This window comes from Klebsiella ornithinolytica NBRC 105727 = ATCC 31898, from assembly GCF_001598295.1.
Classification (GTDB): Bacteria; Pseudomonadota; Gammaproteobacteria; order Enterobacterales; family Enterobacteriaceae; genus Klebsiella; species Klebsiella ornithinolytica.
On sequence record NZ_BCYR01000001.1, the window covers coordinates 779104 to 795869 of the forward strand.

The 16766-nt window shown below is 55.0% G+C and carries 18 protein-coding genes; 10 read left to right on the top strand and 8 right to left on the bottom strand.

Annotation, left to right across the window (positions count from 1 at the left end; genetic code table 11):
- Positions 1-101: 101 nt before the first annotated feature.
- Positions 102-161, bottom strand: a complete 60-nt coding sequence (gene ypfM, locus ROR01S_RS26950; RefSeq protein ID WP_100181659.1) for a protein YpfM — start codon at positions 159-161, stop codon at positions 102-104.
- A 408-nt stretch (positions 162-569) separates the two neighbouring features.
- Here ypfM and ROR01S_RS03445 point away from each other — a divergent pair, with 408 nt between their 5' ends.
- The 7 genes from ROR01S_RS03445 (at position 570) to ROR01S_RS03475 (ending at position 6145) form a co-directional block, all read left to right on the top strand.
- Positions 570-926, top strand: a complete 357-nt coding sequence (locus ROR01S_RS03445) for an ArsC family reductase (protein ID WP_015583730.1) — start codon at positions 570-572, stop codon at positions 924-926.
- A gap of 3 nt (positions 927-929) precedes the next feature.
- Positions 930-2057, top strand: a complete 1128-nt coding sequence (gene dapE / locus ROR01S_RS03450; protein ID WP_064359107.1) for a succinyl-diaminopimelate desuccinylase — start codon at positions 930-932, stop codon at positions 2055-2057.
- Between the two features lie 29 nt (positions 2058-2086).
- Positions 2087-2287, top strand: coding sequence for a YpfN family protein (locus ROR01S_RS03455; protein WP_004866145.1), 201 nt, complete (start codon positions 2087-2089; stop codon positions 2285-2287).
- Between the two features lie 501 nt (positions 2288-2788).
- Positions 2789-3160 carry a carboxymuconolactone decarboxylase family protein gene (locus ROR01S_RS03460; RefSeq protein WP_004866148.1) on the top strand — a complete coding sequence of 124 codons (372 nt, stop codon included), beginning with the start codon at positions 2789-2791 and terminating at the stop codon, positions 3158-3160.
- A complete protein-coding gene (locus tag ROR01S_RS03465) occupies positions 3153-4088 on the top strand; it encodes a tripartite tricarboxylate transporter substrate binding protein (protein ID WP_064359108.1) in 936 nt (311 codons plus the stop codon). Before ROR01S_RS03460 ends, ROR01S_RS03465 begins: the two co-directional genes overlap by 8 nt.
- A 72-nt stretch (positions 4089-4160) precedes the next feature.
- Positions 4161-4595, top strand: coding sequence for a tripartite tricarboxylate transporter TctB family protein (locus ROR01S_RS03470; RefSeq protein ID WP_048024157.1), 435 nt, complete (start codon positions 4161-4163; stop codon positions 4593-4595).
- Between the two features lie 29 nt (positions 4596-4624).
- A complete protein-coding gene (locus tag ROR01S_RS03475) occupies positions 4625-6145 on the top strand; it encodes a tripartite tricarboxylate transporter permease (RefSeq protein ID WP_004866155.1) in 1521 nt (506 codons plus the stop codon).
- Positions 6146-6194: 49 nt separating this feature from the next.
- Here ROR01S_RS03475 and ypfH read toward each other — a convergent pair whose 3' ends face one another.
- The 6 genes from ypfH to dapA form a co-directional block, all read right to left on the bottom strand.
- A complete protein-coding gene (gene ypfH, locus ROR01S_RS03480) occupies positions 6195-6893 on the bottom strand; it encodes an esterase (RefSeq protein WP_004866158.1) in 699 nt (232 codons plus the stop codon).
- A 76-nt stretch (positions 6894-6969) separates the two neighbouring features.
- On the bottom strand, positions 6970-8970 hold the full coding sequence (locus ROR01S_RS03485; RefSeq protein ID WP_015583726.1) for a tRNA(Met) cytidine acetyltransferase TmcA: 2001 nt from the start codon (positions 8968-8970) through the stop codon (positions 6970-6972).
- 12 nt (positions 8971-8982) lie between these two features.
- Positions 8983-9852, bottom strand: coding sequence for a KPN_02809 family neutral zinc metallopeptidase (gene ypfJ / locus ROR01S_RS03490; RefSeq protein ID WP_064359109.1), 870 nt, complete (start codon positions 9850-9852; stop codon positions 8983-8985).
- A 121-nt stretch (positions 9853-9973) separates the two neighbouring features.
- Positions 9974-10687, bottom strand: a complete 714-nt coding sequence (purC, locus tag ROR01S_RS03495; protein ID WP_004866167.1) for a phosphoribosylaminoimidazolesuccinocarboxamide synthase — start codon at positions 10685-10687, stop codon at positions 9974-9976.
- Between the two features lie 110 nt (positions 10688-10797).
- Positions 10798-11832: an outer membrane protein assembly factor BamC gene (gene bamC, locus ROR01S_RS03500; RefSeq protein WP_004866171.1), complete on the bottom strand. Its 1035-nt coding sequence runs from the start codon at positions 11830-11832 to the stop codon at positions 10798-10800.
- 16 nt (positions 11833-11848) lie between these two features.
- Positions 11849-12727, bottom strand: a complete 879-nt coding sequence (gene dapA / locus ROR01S_RS03505; RefSeq protein WP_015583724.1) for a 4-hydroxy-tetrahydrodipicolinate synthase — start codon at positions 12725-12727, stop codon at positions 11849-11851.
- A 153-nt stretch (positions 12728-12880) separates the two neighbouring features.
- On the opposite strand from dapA, the gene ROR01S_RS03510 reads away from it, so the two are divergent.
- Positions 12881-13450: a glycine cleavage system transcriptional repressor gene (locus tag ROR01S_RS03510; RefSeq protein ID WP_004866176.1), complete on the top strand. Its 570-nt coding sequence runs from the start codon at positions 12881-12883 to the stop codon at positions 13448-13450.
- Between the two features lie 3 nt (positions 13451-13453).
- Positions 13454-13924, top strand: coding sequence for a thioredoxin-dependent thiol peroxidase (gene bcp, locus ROR01S_RS03515; RefSeq protein ID WP_004866178.1), 471 nt, complete (start codon positions 13454-13456; stop codon positions 13922-13924).
- 80 nt (positions 13925-14004) lie between these two features.
- Here the strand turns inward: bcp and ROR01S_RS03520 are convergent, their stop codons facing one another.
- On the bottom strand, positions 14005-15072 hold the full coding sequence (locus ROR01S_RS03520; RefSeq protein WP_004866181.1) for an AI-2E family transporter: 1068 nt from the start codon (positions 15070-15072) through the stop codon (positions 14005-14007).
- A gap of 226 nt (positions 15073-15298) precedes the next feature.
- On the opposite strand from ROR01S_RS03520, the gene bepA reads away from it, so the two are divergent.
- Positions 15299-16762, top strand: a complete 1464-nt coding sequence (bepA, locus tag ROR01S_RS03525; protein ID WP_004866184.1) for a beta-barrel assembly-enhancing protease — start codon at positions 15299-15301, stop codon at positions 16760-16762.
- Positions 16763-16766 lie beyond the last annotated feature (4 nt).

The following is a 16766-nucleotide window of genomic DNA, read 5'->3' on the forward strand; positions in this document are numbered from 1 at the left end:
GAAATAACAAAAAGGCGACTGTTATAGTCGCCTTTTTTATCTGCTTACAGCCGCCGGGCTATTATTTTAGCCGTACGATTACCCTGCTCACATTGAGGATTTTATTTACGAAGCATACCTTCAATAAAATCTTTCCAGTTCCCTAGTTCATGTTCAATCATAATAGCCTCTCTTATTATTATGGGTGATTCTATGCAAATCGGTTTGGGAAAGGAAGTGCACTAAGGTTATCGCTGCGATTGCTGGTAACCCCTTCTACGCCATCATCTCTCTGATTTACTGGTACTATGAGCCTGGGAGTGGAAATTTAATGTGATGCATAGCAACATTTCGCAACATTAAGCCTGTTTTCAGATAATTTCCCCTGCCGATATCCTGCTCTTTTATCCCCCGCCGGCGAACGATTTCCAGGTTATCGTTAGCGGACTGGTTAATATTCGCCCAGTGCATACATAGAGGGTAAAAAAGGATATTTATTCACGCGGTTCACGTATTATTTTATACCGGCTTGTGTATTCGGATATTTCTGAGTTAATCGCGCAAATCAACGTAAAAGAAAAGGTTTCATTATGCTGACTATGTACGGAATCAAAAACTGCGACACCATTAAAAAGGCCCGCCGCTGGCTGGAAGCTAATCACATTGCCTATCAGTTCCATGATTATCGTGCCGATGGCCTGGATCGCGAGTTATTAAACACCTTTATCGCTGAGCTGGGCTGGGAAGCACTGCTCAACACGCGCGGGACAACCTGGCGGAAACTGGATGAAACCGTGCGTGCCGGTATCAATAACGCCGATGCCGCCGCCGCGCTGATGCTGGAAATGCCGGCAATTATCAAACGCCCATTGCTCTGCGCGCCCGGGCAGCCTATGCTGCTGGGTTTCAGTGAACTCACTTATAAGAAGCTTGTTAACGAGGTATAGTCTATGTCTTGCCCGGTCATTGAGCTGGCTCAGCAGCTTATTCGCCGCCCTTCCCTCAGCCCCGATGATGCGGGATGCCAGGCGTTAATGATTGAACGCCTGCGTGCGATTGGCTTTACCGTGGAACCGATGGATTTCGGCGATACGCAAAATTTCTGGGCCTGGCGCGGGCGCGGTGAAACGCTGGCCTTTGCCGGCCATACCGACGTTGTTCCGGCCGGCGATGCTGACCGTTGGATTAACCCGCCTTTCGAACCCACCATCCGCGACGGCATGCTGTTCGGCCGCGGCGCGGCAGATATGAAAGGCTCGCTGGCCGCGATGGTGGTTGCCGCCGAGCGCTTTGTCGCCCAGTACCCGAATCATAAAGGTCGTCTGGCCTTTTTGATCACCTCTGATGAAGAGGCCAGCGCGCACAACGGAACGGTGAAAGTGGTCGAAGCGCTAATGGCCCGCAACGAGCGCCTGGACTACTGCCTGGTCGGCGAACCGTCAAGCACCGAAGTCGTCGGTGACGTGGTCAAAAACGGTCGTCGTGGCTCACTCACCTGCAACCTGACCATTCACGGCGTGCAGGGCCATGTTGCTTACCCGCATCTCGCCGATAACCCGGTACACCGCGCGGCCCCTATGCTGACGGAGCTGGTAGCAATCGAGTGGGATAAAGGTAATGAATTCTTCCCCCCCACCAGCATGCAGATAGCCAACGTGCAGGCGGGTACCGGGAGCAATAACGTGATCCCCGGCGACATGTATGTTCAGTTCAACTTCCGTTTTAGCACTGAACTGACCGACGAAATGATTAAAGCCCGCGTCGTCGAGCTGCTGGATAAATATCAGCTGCGCTATACCCTTGACTGGTGGCTGTCTGGCCAACCGTTCCTCACCAGCCGTGGCAATCTGGTCGAAGCGGTGGTGAACGCCATTGAGCACTATAATGAGATCAAACCCCAGCTGCTAACCAACGGCGGCACCTCTGACGGTCGCTTTATCGCTCGCATGGGTGCGCAGGTGGTTGAGCTGGGACCGGTGAATGCGACAATTCACAAAATCAATGAATGTGTTAACGCCGCCGACCTGCAGCTGCTGGCGCGGATGTATCAACGCATCATGGAACAACTGGTCGCCTGACGACCTCGACCTGAAAAGAGGAAGCGCACATGGAATGGCTAATCAACCACTGGTGGATTCTGGTGCTGGTATTTTTGGTGGGCGTCATGATTAACGTCATTAAGGATCTTAATCGCGTTGACCACAAAAAGTTTCTCGCCAATAAGCCGGAACTGCCGCCCCATCGTGATTGTAACGATAAGTGGGACGATGACGACGACTGGCCGAAGCACGACCAGCCGAAGAAGTAAGATTTCGCTCCCGCTCCCCGGTTAGCGCAACGCTACCGGGGAGTTGTCGAGCTTACGGCGATACGCCTTAGTCGGGTCACCAACTTCGCGAAATCATATACCCGCAGGGTGCGCTCAGAAATCTCACCTTTCGTCGTTAGACTGTCTTGCGCAACGTTCATTCCCGACGATTGCCCGGCACGCCAGAATCATTCCCAACCCCATCGTCAATGAAAAAACCGCGACGCTCATTCGTTATCAGGCAATATTTTATTTCCCCCTGCGTACCCGCTGAAATTACCTATGGAAAACCATAATTTAATATAAATAAGAATAAATATATTCACACGACATATATATAAACGCCCTCAGCACACCGCATTCGCCGTGGAATATTAAAACAATGATCTCACCCGCATCGGCCAATAAAAAATAATGCCATATTAGCCAGGTCCCCACGGGATATTTCGTCAATCTCTTGCCCCAATTCTATACCGCAAATACTCGGGATATTTAAACATCATGAAGGATTATCAACAACTCGATGCCAGCGTCGCGCATAGTGCAGAGATGCTGGAACAGGCGCTCCCTGCAGTGCTGCAACCTTTTCAGGACATGGCGAAATCAGCCAAAGGTGAAGGCGCGATTCCTCATCAATCCAGGCTGCTTATTGCGCTGGGTATTGCCATTTCCACCCACTGCGATCCCTGTATCGCTCGACACGCTCGTAAGCTGGCAGAATGCGGCGCCAGCCGGCAAGAAATCGCCGAAGTCGCCGGTATTTGTATCAGCATGAGCGGAGGACTCTCACTCACCTATGCCAACTCAGCGCTGGAGGCATTTGACTACTTCAGTCTCCGTATCACTACAGGACAGGGGGCTGGAAATGAGTAAATGCCTGCTGCTGCTTATCGGACTGTGTGTTTTTTCTCCGCGGATACTCTCTGCCCAACACTTTCCCACGGCACCGGTGAAAATTGAAGTGGGTGCCGCTGCGGGTGGCGGTATGGATATCGTCGCCAGAGCCCTCGCCGAGCGGCTCTCCCCGCTTCTGGGCCAGCCCGTGTTGGTCAGCAATCGCGCCGGCGCGGGAGGCGCTATAGCCATGATGGCGCTAAAAAATGCACAGCCGGATGGGTATACCCTCGCCCTGGTGCCTTCCTGGACGCTAAGTTATCAGCCGCTGATAAGCACGCATTATCGGGCCGAAGACTTTACTCTCCTGGCCGTACTCTATCACTCTCCGGACGCGCTCATTGCCAGAGCCGATGCGCCATGGAACTCGCTGTCGCAGATGCTCGACTCGGCTCGTAACGAACAGAAAACGCTACTGTTCGCCTCTCAAAGCCCGGTAGATCAGCTCATTATTAACTGGCTGGCCCGTCAGACTGGCAACAAAATTGCCGCGCTGCCAACCCGAGGCGGCGGGGAAATGATCCCAAAACTGCTGGGCGGCCACGTTGATTTCGCTTACAGCGCGACAATGCATACGCAATATGTCAGTTCAGGGAAAATGAAAGTCCTGGCCTCGCTCACCGACCAACGTCAATCTATTGCCCCGGATGTGCCGACGTTAAAAGAACAAGGGTGGGATATCGCCATTAATACCTTTTTTATCGTCGTACTTCCCGCTGGCGTACCGCAGGCTATTACAGAACGTCTCTCCTCTGCATTTGCCGACATCATGCGCGACGAACATATTCGATCTCTGATTGAAGATAAGCTTTTTATGAATATTGATGTTCATCTGATGAAAGATGCCTCCAGCCTCATCGTCGGGCAACAATCTAAAATGCGGACCTTATTCGACACATTGCAGTAAACCCTATGCGCACAGAAGGGGGACGGGATAACAAATTATTTCCCATACGTATAAACAGAGAGCGAGGAAAACATGAAAGATCGCATTCAAACTGTTGCATATCTCCTGTGCCTTGTCGTATCCCTGCTCATTCTGTCAATGCTTATTTTCCAGGAGGATTCGGGCGCTAACACGTATGGCATGCCCTCCTCGCGACTCCCCTGTATCTATAGCGGCGTAATGGCGTTCGCTTCGCTGGCGTTATTTATTCAAGCCAGACATCGGCAAACCAAAATATTTCAGTTCCCTCACGCGTGGCGAAATATATTACCGATCCAGATCGCAATACTCCTCTATGCATGGGCGCTCTACTTCTTTGGTTTTATCGTCGCAGGTATGGGAATATTGTTTATTTTACAATGGGTAATGGGGCAACGACGCTGGAGCATTCTGTTATTACTTTCGCTGTTACCTCCGCCACTTTTATGGTTGGCCTGCACGCGCCTGCTGGGTATGGCGCTGCCATAGTGGTCCATGGAAAACACAGGAAATCAAAAATGGAACTCGTTGTTTCCGCACTCCTCACCAGTATATCTATCGATAATCTGCTTTATATTGTCGCCGGTGTCGCGCTGGGAAATATCATTGGTGCGATCCCAGGCCTGAATGCCGTAATGGCTATCGCGATTGCCGTACCGCTGACCTACTATATGCCCGCGGTGGGCGCAATGGGTTTTCTTGTTGGTATCAACAAAGGGGCGGCTTTTGGCGGCTCGGTTTCCGCTATTATCTTAAACGTCCCCGGCTCGCCTGATGCGGCGGCTACCTGCTTTGATGGTTATCCCATGCATTGTCAGGGCAAGGGAATAAAAGCGCTCAAGCTGTCTTTATTTGCCTCGGCATTTGGCGATTTTTTTTCCACCTTGATACTTATTCTTATCGCGCTCCCCCTTGCCAGCCTGGCGATTCAACTCGGGCCGGCGGAGCTCTGCGCACTGATTATCTTCACATTGATCCTGATAGCCGATCTTGATTCCGACAATATCTGGAAAGGCATACTGGCGACAGCTTTCGGCCTGCTGCTTAGCACCATCGGACTGGATCCTGTCTCTTCTCTTCCTCGCCTGACGTTCGGTTACTACCCGTTGGAAAACGGAATACCGCTGGCCCCTGCCGTTATCGGGATTCTGGCGCTGACGGAGATATCCCGACAAATGGCGGAGTACGATCGGCATAAAGCGCAGGTTCAGCCCCACAATTTACCGCCTGGCGATATGCAGGCAGATCGGTTGGGATTCGTTGAGTTTTTCCGCTTATTGCCCGCGCTGATTCGCGGTTCGCTGGTTGGCGTGATTGTCGGTATTGTTCCGGGCATCGGAGGGACCGTTTCCGCCTTTCTAAGCTACGGCGTGGAAAAAAAACGCGCCAAAGATCCGGATACTTTTGGCAAAGGACGTAGCGAAGGCGTGGTAGCCCCGGAAGCCGCAAATAACGCCGTGATCTGCGCCAGCCTGATACCGCTGTTTACCCTGGGTATTCCCGGCAGCCTCATTTCAGCCCTGTTGATTGGTGCGTTCATTCTGCACGGCATCACACCCGGCCCGCTGATGTTCGAACAGCATACTGAAACCGTTTACGCCATTTACAGCACCATGATGCTAGGCAATCTCTTTAATTTGATTGTGGGTTACATCGGATTATTTTTCTTTATTCGCCTGCTCTCTTCCCCGCGCAAACTCCTCTTCCCGATGATCATTTTCCTGTGCTTTAGCGGGATTTGCGTCATGGACAGCAGTTTTACCGCGATTGTCATCGCCATTTTGTTTATGTTCCTTGGCTACGGGATGCAGGTACTGAACCTTTCTGTCGTTTCGTTAATTATTGGCCTGGTACTGGGGCCACAGCTTGAGCTGTATATGCAGCAAACCGTGATGATGGGCGAAGGTACGCTTGCGCCGCTGTTGACCCGACCTCTGGCCTGCATACTGATTCTTCTGAGCCTTCTGATAATGGCTAAAAAGCTGGTCTCGTATTCGGCAAAAAGTCTTCGCAATGGCAGAAGAAGCGCCGGGGAATAGGGAAGGCTCTGCCTGAGCCCCGATGCCACGACAGCACCGGGGCGCACTGTCAGAGTAGTTCTATAATATCATCGTCTTTCGGCGTACTGCCGCTCAACGCTTCGTCAAAATAGTGCTTTGGCACGGTATAGCGCAGGCGCTCAAGGGCAAACTGCATGCTGCGATCGTCAATCGCGTGCCCCAGATCCTCGACAATATCCAGCGTCACGTCGCCGCCCGCCTGCTGAAGCGCCTCCTGGGCCGAAACCGCCCACGCCAGGTCGATAACGCGATCCTCGCCGCCGTGAATCAGATGGATGGTTGTCGCGGTAGTCGCCGACTGCGGAAGCGTCGCATACCGTCCGTTAAAGGCGATCACCCGCGATGCCAGCCCCGGCTCAGCTTTGATACTCTCCAGAGACATAATCGCCCCCTGCGAGAAACCAATCAGCGCCGTCGCCCGCGGACCGACGCCGCTCTGTTTCTGCCAGTAGCGAACGGTCTCAATAAAGGTCGGCATAATGGCATCAATACGCGACTGGCGATTTTCCTCCGTCACCCCCTGAACCGAAAACCACTGACGGCCCGGCGGCGGACCGCAAGGTTCCGCGCCACCGATGCTGACGATCAGCGCATCCGGGAACTGCGGCGCAAACAGACTGCCGATTTGCCCCATTGCAACCGGGTTATCGCCGACGCCATGAAACAGCAACAGCAGCTGTTGGGCAGGTGTCGCAGGGCTTTGTACAATAAAATGGTCGTGTTTCATGGCTGTCTCCTTAGTTTACGTGGGCAGTTTACGCCGCGCGCGGAATATGACCATGACATTTAACTGAATGAGTTAGTTAAAAAAATTGCAGTTCCCCGACCTGCTGACGCAGCCTCTCCGCCCGCGATGCGTCGAGGTTCAGCAGCGCCAGTCCCGCTTCTTCGCGCAGCCTGGCCAGCAGCGCTTTGCGTCCGGACAGACGCAGCCCGGTGCAAATCTCCGCTTCGTCCTGGCGTTGCAGGCGGGCGCGAAGCGCCGGAAGCGGCAGCCCGGTGTGTAGCAGCAGGCGGTTCAGGCTGCCAACCACCGCCAGCAGCGGACGATGGGCAAACGCAAAGCCCGCCACATCCAGCCAGTCGTCATCCGTAAGCATAGCTGCTGGCGCTACCGGCCGCGGGAATAACGCTTCCCGCCACTCCCACAGCCAGAACTCATCGCGCGCCAGACGCTGCGACTCCCGTAAAACCAGTTCGTGCCCCGCCGAAGTTAACGGATAAAGTGCCATCGCCGTGTAGCACCCGCTACTTGCCTCACGATGGGTACCTAAACGCACCAGCGTAAAACCGCAGCGCTGCCAGAAGCGCCCTAGTTCTGGCGTATAGCCAAAGCTGACCGATAGATAATCGAGGCCGTGGCTTTGCGCTACCGCCCGGGCAACCAAAGCCTGACCAAGCCCCTCGCGCTGGCGGGTCGGGTGCACGGCGATACGAGTGATTCGCTGCCCCAATAGCGTGGCCGCCAGCGGACTTCCGCCGTGAGCCGCCAGCGACTGCGCCACCAGATTACCGCGCGGGCGGCGAAAACCGGCCCATACCGCCCGACTGAGCGCGGGATCAAGCCCTCCCTCCGCCACCCGCCATAGCGCACCGGCCACGCCGTTGCTGGTGCGGGCGCAGGTAAAATGCTGGCCCGGCGCATCCATCATCCGCCGTAAATCCAGCGGCGATGTGCGGTAATGCGCGCCGGAAAGGAGCTGATACATCGCCTCGGCCAGCCCGTCCTGCTGCCGCCAGCTGTCCTGACTCACCGCCTCAAACGTCACCTCCCCCGCTGGAGATTGCGTAAAGCTTTCATCACCAAACAAGAGTAATTCACTGACCACTGCTTCCAGCGGACAGCCTGCGGCCCAGCGGATAGGATCAAGCAGACTAAACTGGCGCAGATGGGGGAAGCTGGCGCAAAACTTGAGCAGAAAACCGCGGCCGGTCCCTTCATAGCCCTGCACGGTCGTGGTCAGTAAGGTGCGAGGAAAACGGGTGACCAGCTGGCGAAGCAGCGGCCCGGGAATGGCGGCCGCTTCATCAACGATCAGCCATGACGCTCGCATATCGCCAGCCAGCAACGCATCCGGCGCTATAAAGCGAAAACCTTCACCGGCGAACGCCGCCATCACCTCGGTCGCGCCGCGCGCCGGGGCGGTAACGATGGCATCGCCCGCCAGCTGACGTATCAACATTCCCGCCAGCGCGGATTTTCCGCGTCCGCGCTCGGCGGTAACCACGGCAATGCCCGCAGGGAGTGTGCTCAGACTGGCCAGAATAGCGGCCTGTCCGGCCTGAGGATGGCCATCAGCCGGATGCCAGCGCGGTCGTGGCACCTCCTCCGGTAGCGTCAGCGGTTCATTCTGACGCCAGACGATCGCCTCAGGATTCGCGCAGACCCGCTGACAAAAACGGTGGACAAAATGGGGAGTGGGAATAGGCTCCGGCGCGTCGCTCCAGCGCAGGGAGTCCGCATCTGGCCGCGTTGGCCAACGGGTGAAAGAGGGGGTCAGCAGGATCAGCCAGCTTCCCGCTTTCAATGTCCCGCTCAAGGCGGCAAAAGCCGCCGCGTCGAAGCCGCTGCGGGCATCAAAGAAGGCGTGGCGGTACTCGCGCCCGAGGAGAGATTTGAGGGCCTCCGGCGAGATACAGGGCGCTTCCATAGGCTGCGGCCCCACCCACAGACCATCGCCGGCCAGCCGTTTACGCAGCAGCAGCGCCTGCTCCAGACACCACGCATCGTCGCCGCTGAGTACCAGCAGACGACGAATGCCCTGCTGCGCCATCCGCGCCGTCAGGTTAAGTAATTGATCCATTTACAGCGGCAGTCAGAGCGCATTACCAAATGTATTGCACTGCGCCGGGTCTCCGCTGTCAAACCCGCGCTTAAACCAGGTATAGCGCTGCTGCGAAGTACCGTGGGTAAAGCTGTCCGGGACCACGCGTCCCTGGCTTTGCTGTTGCAGGCGATCGTCGCCGATGGCCTCTGCGGCATTCAGCGCTTCCTGCAGATCGCCGGTTTCCATAACATCCTGATTCTGCATGCTGTGACCCCACACGCCGGCAAAGCAGTCGGCCTGCAGCTCCATTTTCACCGACAGGCGATTCGCTTCAGCCTGCGACGCGTGCTGCTGCAGCTGACGCACTTTGGATTCAATACCCAGCAGCTTCTGCACGTGATGCCCGACTTCATGAGCAATCACGTAGGCCTGTGCAAAATCGCCGTCCGCACCGAGCTTGTTTTTCATCTCATCGTAGAACGAGAGATCGATGTAGACCGTGCTATCGGCCGGGCAGTAGAACGGCCCCATCACCGACTGGCCGGTACCGCAGCCGGTCCGCGTCGCGCCGCGATAGAGCACCAGCTTCGGCTGCGGGTACTGACGGCCCATTTTTTGGAAGATAGCGCCCCAGGTATCTTCGGTATCCGCAAGAATCACTCTGGTAAACTTCGCGGCCTGCTCTTCCTGTGGGCTGACAGAACGTTGGGTGGTGGTTTGCTGCTGTGAAACGGGCTCCCCGGTCAGCATGCCGGTCAAATCCACGCCGTAATAGCCCGCAACCAGCACGATAATCAGCAGGACGATACCGCCCTTCCCGCTGGGAAGACGGAAACCGCCGCCACCGCCCAGGGGGGAGCCGGAATCATTACGTCGATCTTCTACATTGTCGCTTTCGCGACGTCCTTGCCAGCGCATAGGCACCTCAATCCATCAAATTCTCGAATATGAGAGATCGTAGGCGGTTCGGCGCAGGATTACCACTGGAAACAACAAGGAGAGCGCCAGAAGGTAGAGCGACCTTCTGGCGAGAGGAGGATTAGTCGAGCTTAACACCAAGGCGATGGGCCACTTCTTCGTAGGCCTCAATCAGGCCACCGAGGCTCTGGCGGAAGCGGTCTTTGTCCATTTTATCGAGGGTATTTTTATCCCACAGACGGCTGCCATCTGGCGAGAACTCATCGCCCAGCACCACTTCGCCCTTGAACAGACCAAACTCAAGCTTGAAATCGACCAGGATCAGGCCGGCATCATCAAACAGCTTTTTCAATACGTCGTTGGCTTTGAAAGTCAGTTCCTGCATGCGCGCGAGGTTCTTTTTGCTTACCCAGCCAAAAGTCTCGCAGTAAGACTCGTTGACCATCGGATCGTGCATCGCATCATTTTTCAGGAACAGGTCAAACAGCGGCGGATTGAGTTCAATCCCTTCTTCAATACCCAGACGCTTAACCAGAGAACCGGCGGCGCGGTTACGGACTACGCACTCCACCGGAACCATCTCCAGTTTTTTTACCAGACATTCGGTATCGGAGAGCAACGCTTCCATCTGAGTCGGGATACCGGCTTCTTCCAGTTTGCTCATAATGAAATGGTTAAATTTGTTGTTCACCATGCCTTTACGATCGAACTGCTCAATGCGCGCGCCATCCCCTGCTGAAGTATCGTTACGGAATTCGAGTACCAGCAGATCCGGATTCTCCGTGCTGTAAACGGTTTTCGCTTTACCACGATACAACTCAGCTTGCTTTTGCATCTTTGTCACTCCAGTGAAGATATAGACGATAAATATTGCGCTTTTCTGCCGACGCACACGTTTGCGTCACTATACATGAAAAAGGGCTGGATTGCTCCAGCCCTGTTTTATTACTTACTGAATGCGGCCTGGAATACGGCTACCAGGGCGTCATTCTGCGACTGCGTCAACGTATGGCCTTTCGGATCGATGAACTGCAGACTGCTGCGGTTATCGAGATCGCCGACCTGCAGTTTGTAGTCACCGGAAACCAGCTGCGGATCGCTGGCGCCCAGCGCCTGCCAGCTGCTGTCAGACAGCGGCTTGTAGGTCAGCGCCATGCTGCCTTGCGAGCGGGTGCTATCCGTCACCTTCATGCCCACTTTTTCCAGTGCGCCCGGCAGACGTTGCCACACCATGTTGAACGGTGCGCGAACAACCAGCATTGGCAGACCCGTATCGTCGGCAGCACTCTGCACATCGAAGGTCGCGCCAGCATTTTTCTGCGCCGCATTCTGTGCGCTGGTGGCGTTCATATCCAGACCTTCGGAAATGACGTTCAGCATCGACGTGCTATAGCGTTGCAGAGAAGCCGGATCGGATACCGGTTTCCCGGCCTGCTCAAGATTCACCAGCTTCACGATAACCGCCTGCTGATAACCCTGAGGTTTCACTGAGATTTGATAGCGACCACGATACTGCTGGTCTTCATCGAGGCGATTCCATTCAACCCAGTCGGTATTCAGCGTCTGGCTGGCATCGTCACGTTTGGTGATGACATAGTTCTTAGACTGTATGATGCTGGCTACCTGCGCCCACAGCGAACCGCTACGACCGTTCTCGACCATCAGCGTGGCGGTATCGCCATTGAACTGAGTACGAGCGCCGCTCACCAGTGCCAGAGGCTGAGCCGGTGGGCGGATGTCCAGAGCTTTGCCCACTGCGCCTTTGCTGGTCGCAACCGGAATATTATAATCACCAACCTGAACCGGCAGAATCATGCCAGCAGGTGCGTGAAGTTCACTGAGCGGCGTAGCTTGCAGATAGACCTCATCGCCTCCCACCTGACGTTTGTAGCGTGAGTCGGAACTACAGGCCGCGAGAAGCAGGACCAATGAAACACCCGCAACCTTCGTCAGGCGCGACTTCTGTACTGAGTAAGCCATCAAATCTCCCTAAACTTTACAGCAAACCGGCATGCTTCAGCGCTGCGGTAACGGCCTGAGTACCCTGTTCGGTAATCGGCGTCATCGGCAGGCGCAGCGTATCGGTTGCCACAAGACCCAACGCCTTACATGCCCATTTCACGGGGATCGGGTTGGGTTCGACAAATAATTTTGTATGCAATGGCATCAGACGTTGGTTAATTGCACGAGCTTGCGCAAATTGGCCTTCTACAGCCAGTCGGCACATATCCGCCATTTCGCGAGCCGCAACGTTCGCCGTTACGGAAATCACGCCCTGACCGCCGAGCTGCATAAAGTCCATTCCGGTGGCATCATCGCCGCTCAACAGAATAAAGTCATCTGAAACCAGCTCTTTGATCTGATGAACACGACTTAAGTTCCCCGTCGCTTCCTTAATACCAATAATATTTTTTACTTCCGCCAGGCGACCGACGGTTTCCGGCAGCATGTCGCAACCGGTACGGGACGGCACATTATACAGAATTTGCGGCAGGTCGGTGTGTTCTGCGATGGCTTTAAAGTGTTGGAACAGCCCTTCCTGGGTCGGACGATTGTAATAAGGAGTGACCGTCAGGCAACCGACAACACCGCTATTGTTAAAACGTTTGGTCAGGCTAATCGCCTCTGCGGTTGCATTTGCACCGGTACCTGCGATGACCGGGATACGCCCGTCAGCAAGTTCAAGCGTCATCATCACGACATCGCCATGTTCTTCATGGCTCAGGGTCGCGGATTCTCCGGTAGTCCCTACCGAAACGATCGCCGAGGTTCCGCTGGCGACATGGTAATCAATCAGTTTTTTCAGGCTTGACCGGCAGACATTACCGTTTTCATCCATCGGCGTGACAAGCGCTACAATACTTCCCGTGAACATGGGCCATCCTCAGAGCTGAAGTGCGACAAGATTCTCAATGTTACGTTTGGTGCCGTAATAAAAGCAAGAGACCCGATGCCATCAGGGATGTTGTATGCCGGTTTTTTTTATGCTTTCCTAATGTTACCTCACCTTTTTAAAGGAAGAACAGGTTTGACCGCCTCATTACAACACTATCTGGTTATTACCGCTTTGGGCGCTGACCGTCCCGGCATCGTGAACACCATCACCCGCCACGTCAGCAGCTGCGGCTGTAATATCGAAGACAGCCGGCTGGCCATGCTTGGTGACGAGTTTACGTTTATCATGCTGCTTTCAGGTTCATGGAACGCGATTACGCTGATCGAATCGACCCTGCCGCTGAAAGGTGCTGAGCTGGATTTGCTGATCGTGATGAAGCGGACGACCGCGCGGCCTCCTCAGGCCATGCCAAACACCGTCTGGGTCCAGGTTGAGGTACCGGACTCGCCGCACATTATCGAGCGTTTCACTGCCCTGTTTGACGCGTGGAATATGAACATCGCCGAACTGGTTTCTCGGACCCAGGTCAGCGGTGATGACGATTCAGCGCAGTTGTTCATTCAGATAACCGCACACAGCCCTGCAACACAAAATGCATCAAATATCGAACAAGCGTTCAAAGCCCTATGTACAGAACTGAACGCACAAGGCAGTATTAACATCGTTAATTATTCACAACATGATGAACAGGATGGAGTTTGAGTAATGAATCCACTGAAAGCCGGTGATCTTGCACCGAAATTTAGCTTACCGGACCAGGACGGCGAGGAAGTAAATTTGACCGACTTCCAGGGACAGCGTGTTCTGGTTTATTTTTACCCGAAAGCCATGACCCCGGGTTGTACCGTTCAGGCCTGCGGCCTGCGCGATAATATGGATGAGTTAAAAAAAGCGGGCGTTGAAGTCCTGGGTATCAGTACTGATAAACCGGAAAAACTCTCCCGTTTCGCCGAAAAAGAGTTGCTGAACTTCACGCTGCTGTCTGATGAAAATCACCAGGTATGCGAGCAGTTTGGCGTCTGGGGCGAAAAATCGTTTATGGGGAAAACCTACGACGGTATTCACCGCATTAGCTTCCTGATCGATAGCAACGGCAAAGTCGAACACGTGTTTGATAACTTTAAAACCAGCAATCACCACGATGTGGTGCTGAACTGGTTGAAAGAAAACGGCTAACGTTCTACCCGACGCAGGACGCCGGGTCATCATTCACTGACCCGGCGTCCGTTTTCTTCCCCGCGTTTTCCGGCCGCAGACTATTTCTCTTCTTCCACCGCCAGGCCATCCGGCCACGCGTGCACTACCGCTTTGATAAGGGTTGCCAGCGGAATCGCAAAGAAGACTCCCCAGAATCCCCACAGCCCACCGAAGATAACCACCGACAGGATAATCACCAGCGGATGCAGGTTGACCGCTTCGGAAAACAGCACCGGTACCAGCAGGTTACCATCCAGCCCCTGAATAATCAGGTATACCGCAAACAGGCTCCAGAACTCCGGACCTGCGCCAAACTGGAACAGCGCCACGCCGACGACCGGAATGGTCACCACGAAGGCGCCGATGTACGGAATCAGCACCGAGAACCCGACCAGCACCGCCAGCAGCAGCGAATAGTTGAGATCGAACAGGATAAAGCCAATCCACGTTGCCACGCCGACGACAATCATCTCCAGCACCTTACCGCGGATATAGTTGGTAATCTGCTGGTTCATCTCTTTCCATACCTGCCCCGCCAGCCCGCGGTTGCGCGGCAGCACGCGGCGCACGGCGTTCAGCATCTGCTCTTTATCTTTTAGCAGGAAGAACACCATCAGCGGCACCAGCACCAGATAGACCGCCAGAGTCAGTAAGCCGACCAGCGAAGCCAGAGAGTATTTGACGACCGAGTCGCCGACGGTGAGCACGCGGTTACGCATATTGTCCGCCATGGCGTCGATAATCCCGGCGTCCATCAGCGCCGGGTAACGGCGCGGAACCGTGGCGGCAAAATCGGACAGCTTATTGAGCATGCCCGGCATATCGCGAATCAGATAGATGCCCTGCTGCCAGGCAACGGGCATCACCACAAACGCCATCAGCAGCAAGACGCCCACGAACAGAATCAACACGAACGAGGTTGCCCAGGTTCGCGAAAGCCCTACGCGCTCCAGCCTGACGGTTGGCCATTCCAGCAGATAAGCCAGCACGATAGCAACCAGCAATGGCGCCAGCAGGCCGCTGAAAAAGAACATGATTCCGAACCCGGCGAGCAAAATAACCAGCAGCGCTATCGCTTCCGGATCGCTAAACCGACGACGATACCACTGCATTAACATCTCAAGCATAAAACCCTTCCCTGAAGCGCGTAGCGGCAAAAAAACCGAGGGAATTGTATCTAAATGTCACCTGAAAGACTTCGCTTTTATTAGCAAAGCCACAAACATTGACGCTGGCGTGAATATCATATTTTCAATAGCCTCAACGCCAGCTAAACTCGCATGACGCGCGGAAATGGAACATTACGCCGCCCAATCGGTCAAACTGGCACACCCACATTACAGGACAGAGGTTATGTTCAGGCAGTTAAAGAAAACGCTGGTGGCAACCGTCATAGCGTCGCTGACGCTGGGTTCGATTTTGCCTGCTTTTGCTGACTCCGCAGATACCCTGCCCGATATGGGAACCTCTGCGGGAAGTACGCTCTCTATTGGCCAGGAAATGCAGATGGGGGATTACTATGTGCGCCAGCTACGCGGTAGCGCGCCGCTCATCAACGACCCTCTGCTGGTGCAATATATTAACGGATTAGGGATGCGTCTGGTCTCGCACGCTAACTCTGTTCGCACCCCTTTCCACTTTTACCTGATTAATAACGACCAGATAAACGCCTTTGCTTTCTTCGGTGGCAATGTCGTGCTGCACTCCGCTCTGTTCCGCTATTCAGATACCGAAAGCGAGCTGGCATCGGTAATGGCGCATGAAATCTCACACGTCACCCAGCGCCACCTCGCGCGGGCAATGGAAGACCAAAAGCGCAACGCTCCGCTGACCTGGGTCGGTGCGCTGGGCTCAATTCTGCTGGCGATGGCGAGCCCGCAGGCCGGTATGGCGGCCCTCACCGGTACGCTGGCGGGAACCCAGCAGGGGATGATCAGTTTTACCCGGCAAAACGAAGAAGAGGCTGACCGCATCGGGATTCAGGTGCTGCAGCGCTCCGGTTTTGATCCGCAGGCGATGCCGGCCTTTATGGGCAAATTGCTCGACCAGTCGCGCTACTCTACCCGTCCGCCGGAAATGCTGCTGACTCACCCCTTGCCGGAAAGCCGTCTGTCTGACGCCCGCAACCGCGCCAACCAGATGCGTCCTGTGGTTGTTCAGTCTTCCGCCGATTTTTACCTCGCCAAGGCCAGAACCCTGGGAATGTATAACTCAGGGGAAAATAAGCTTGGCGACGATCTGCTGAACGCGTGGGCGAAAGGCAATATCCGCGAACAGCACGCCTCCCAGTACGGGCGAGCGCTGCTGGCCATGGGAAGCAATAATTACGATCTGGCGCGCAAAACGCTGCAGCCTCTGCTGAGCGCCGATCCGCAGAACGCCTGGTATCTCGACCTGGCAACCGATATCGATCTCGGACAGAAGAAAACGGCCGATGCGATTAACCGCCTGAAAAATGCCCGCGAAATTCGTACCAACCCGGTTCTGCAGCTGAACCTTGCCAACGCATACTTACAGGGCGGACAAGCGGCGGAAGCGGCGAAAATCCTCAACCGGTACACCTTTAGCTACAAAGATGACGGCAACGGCTGGGATCTGCTGGCGCAGGCTGAAGCGAGCCTCGGCAATCGTGACCAGGAGCTGGCGGCACGCGCAGAAGGTATGGCGCTGGTCGGCCAGCTCGATCAGGCGATTACTCTGCTGAGCAGCGCCAGCTCGCAGGTGAAACTGGGCAGTTTGCAGCAGGCGCGCTACGATGCGCGTATCGACCAGCTGCGCCAGCTGCAGGAACGATTCCGCCCCTATCAAAAAATGTAAGGAG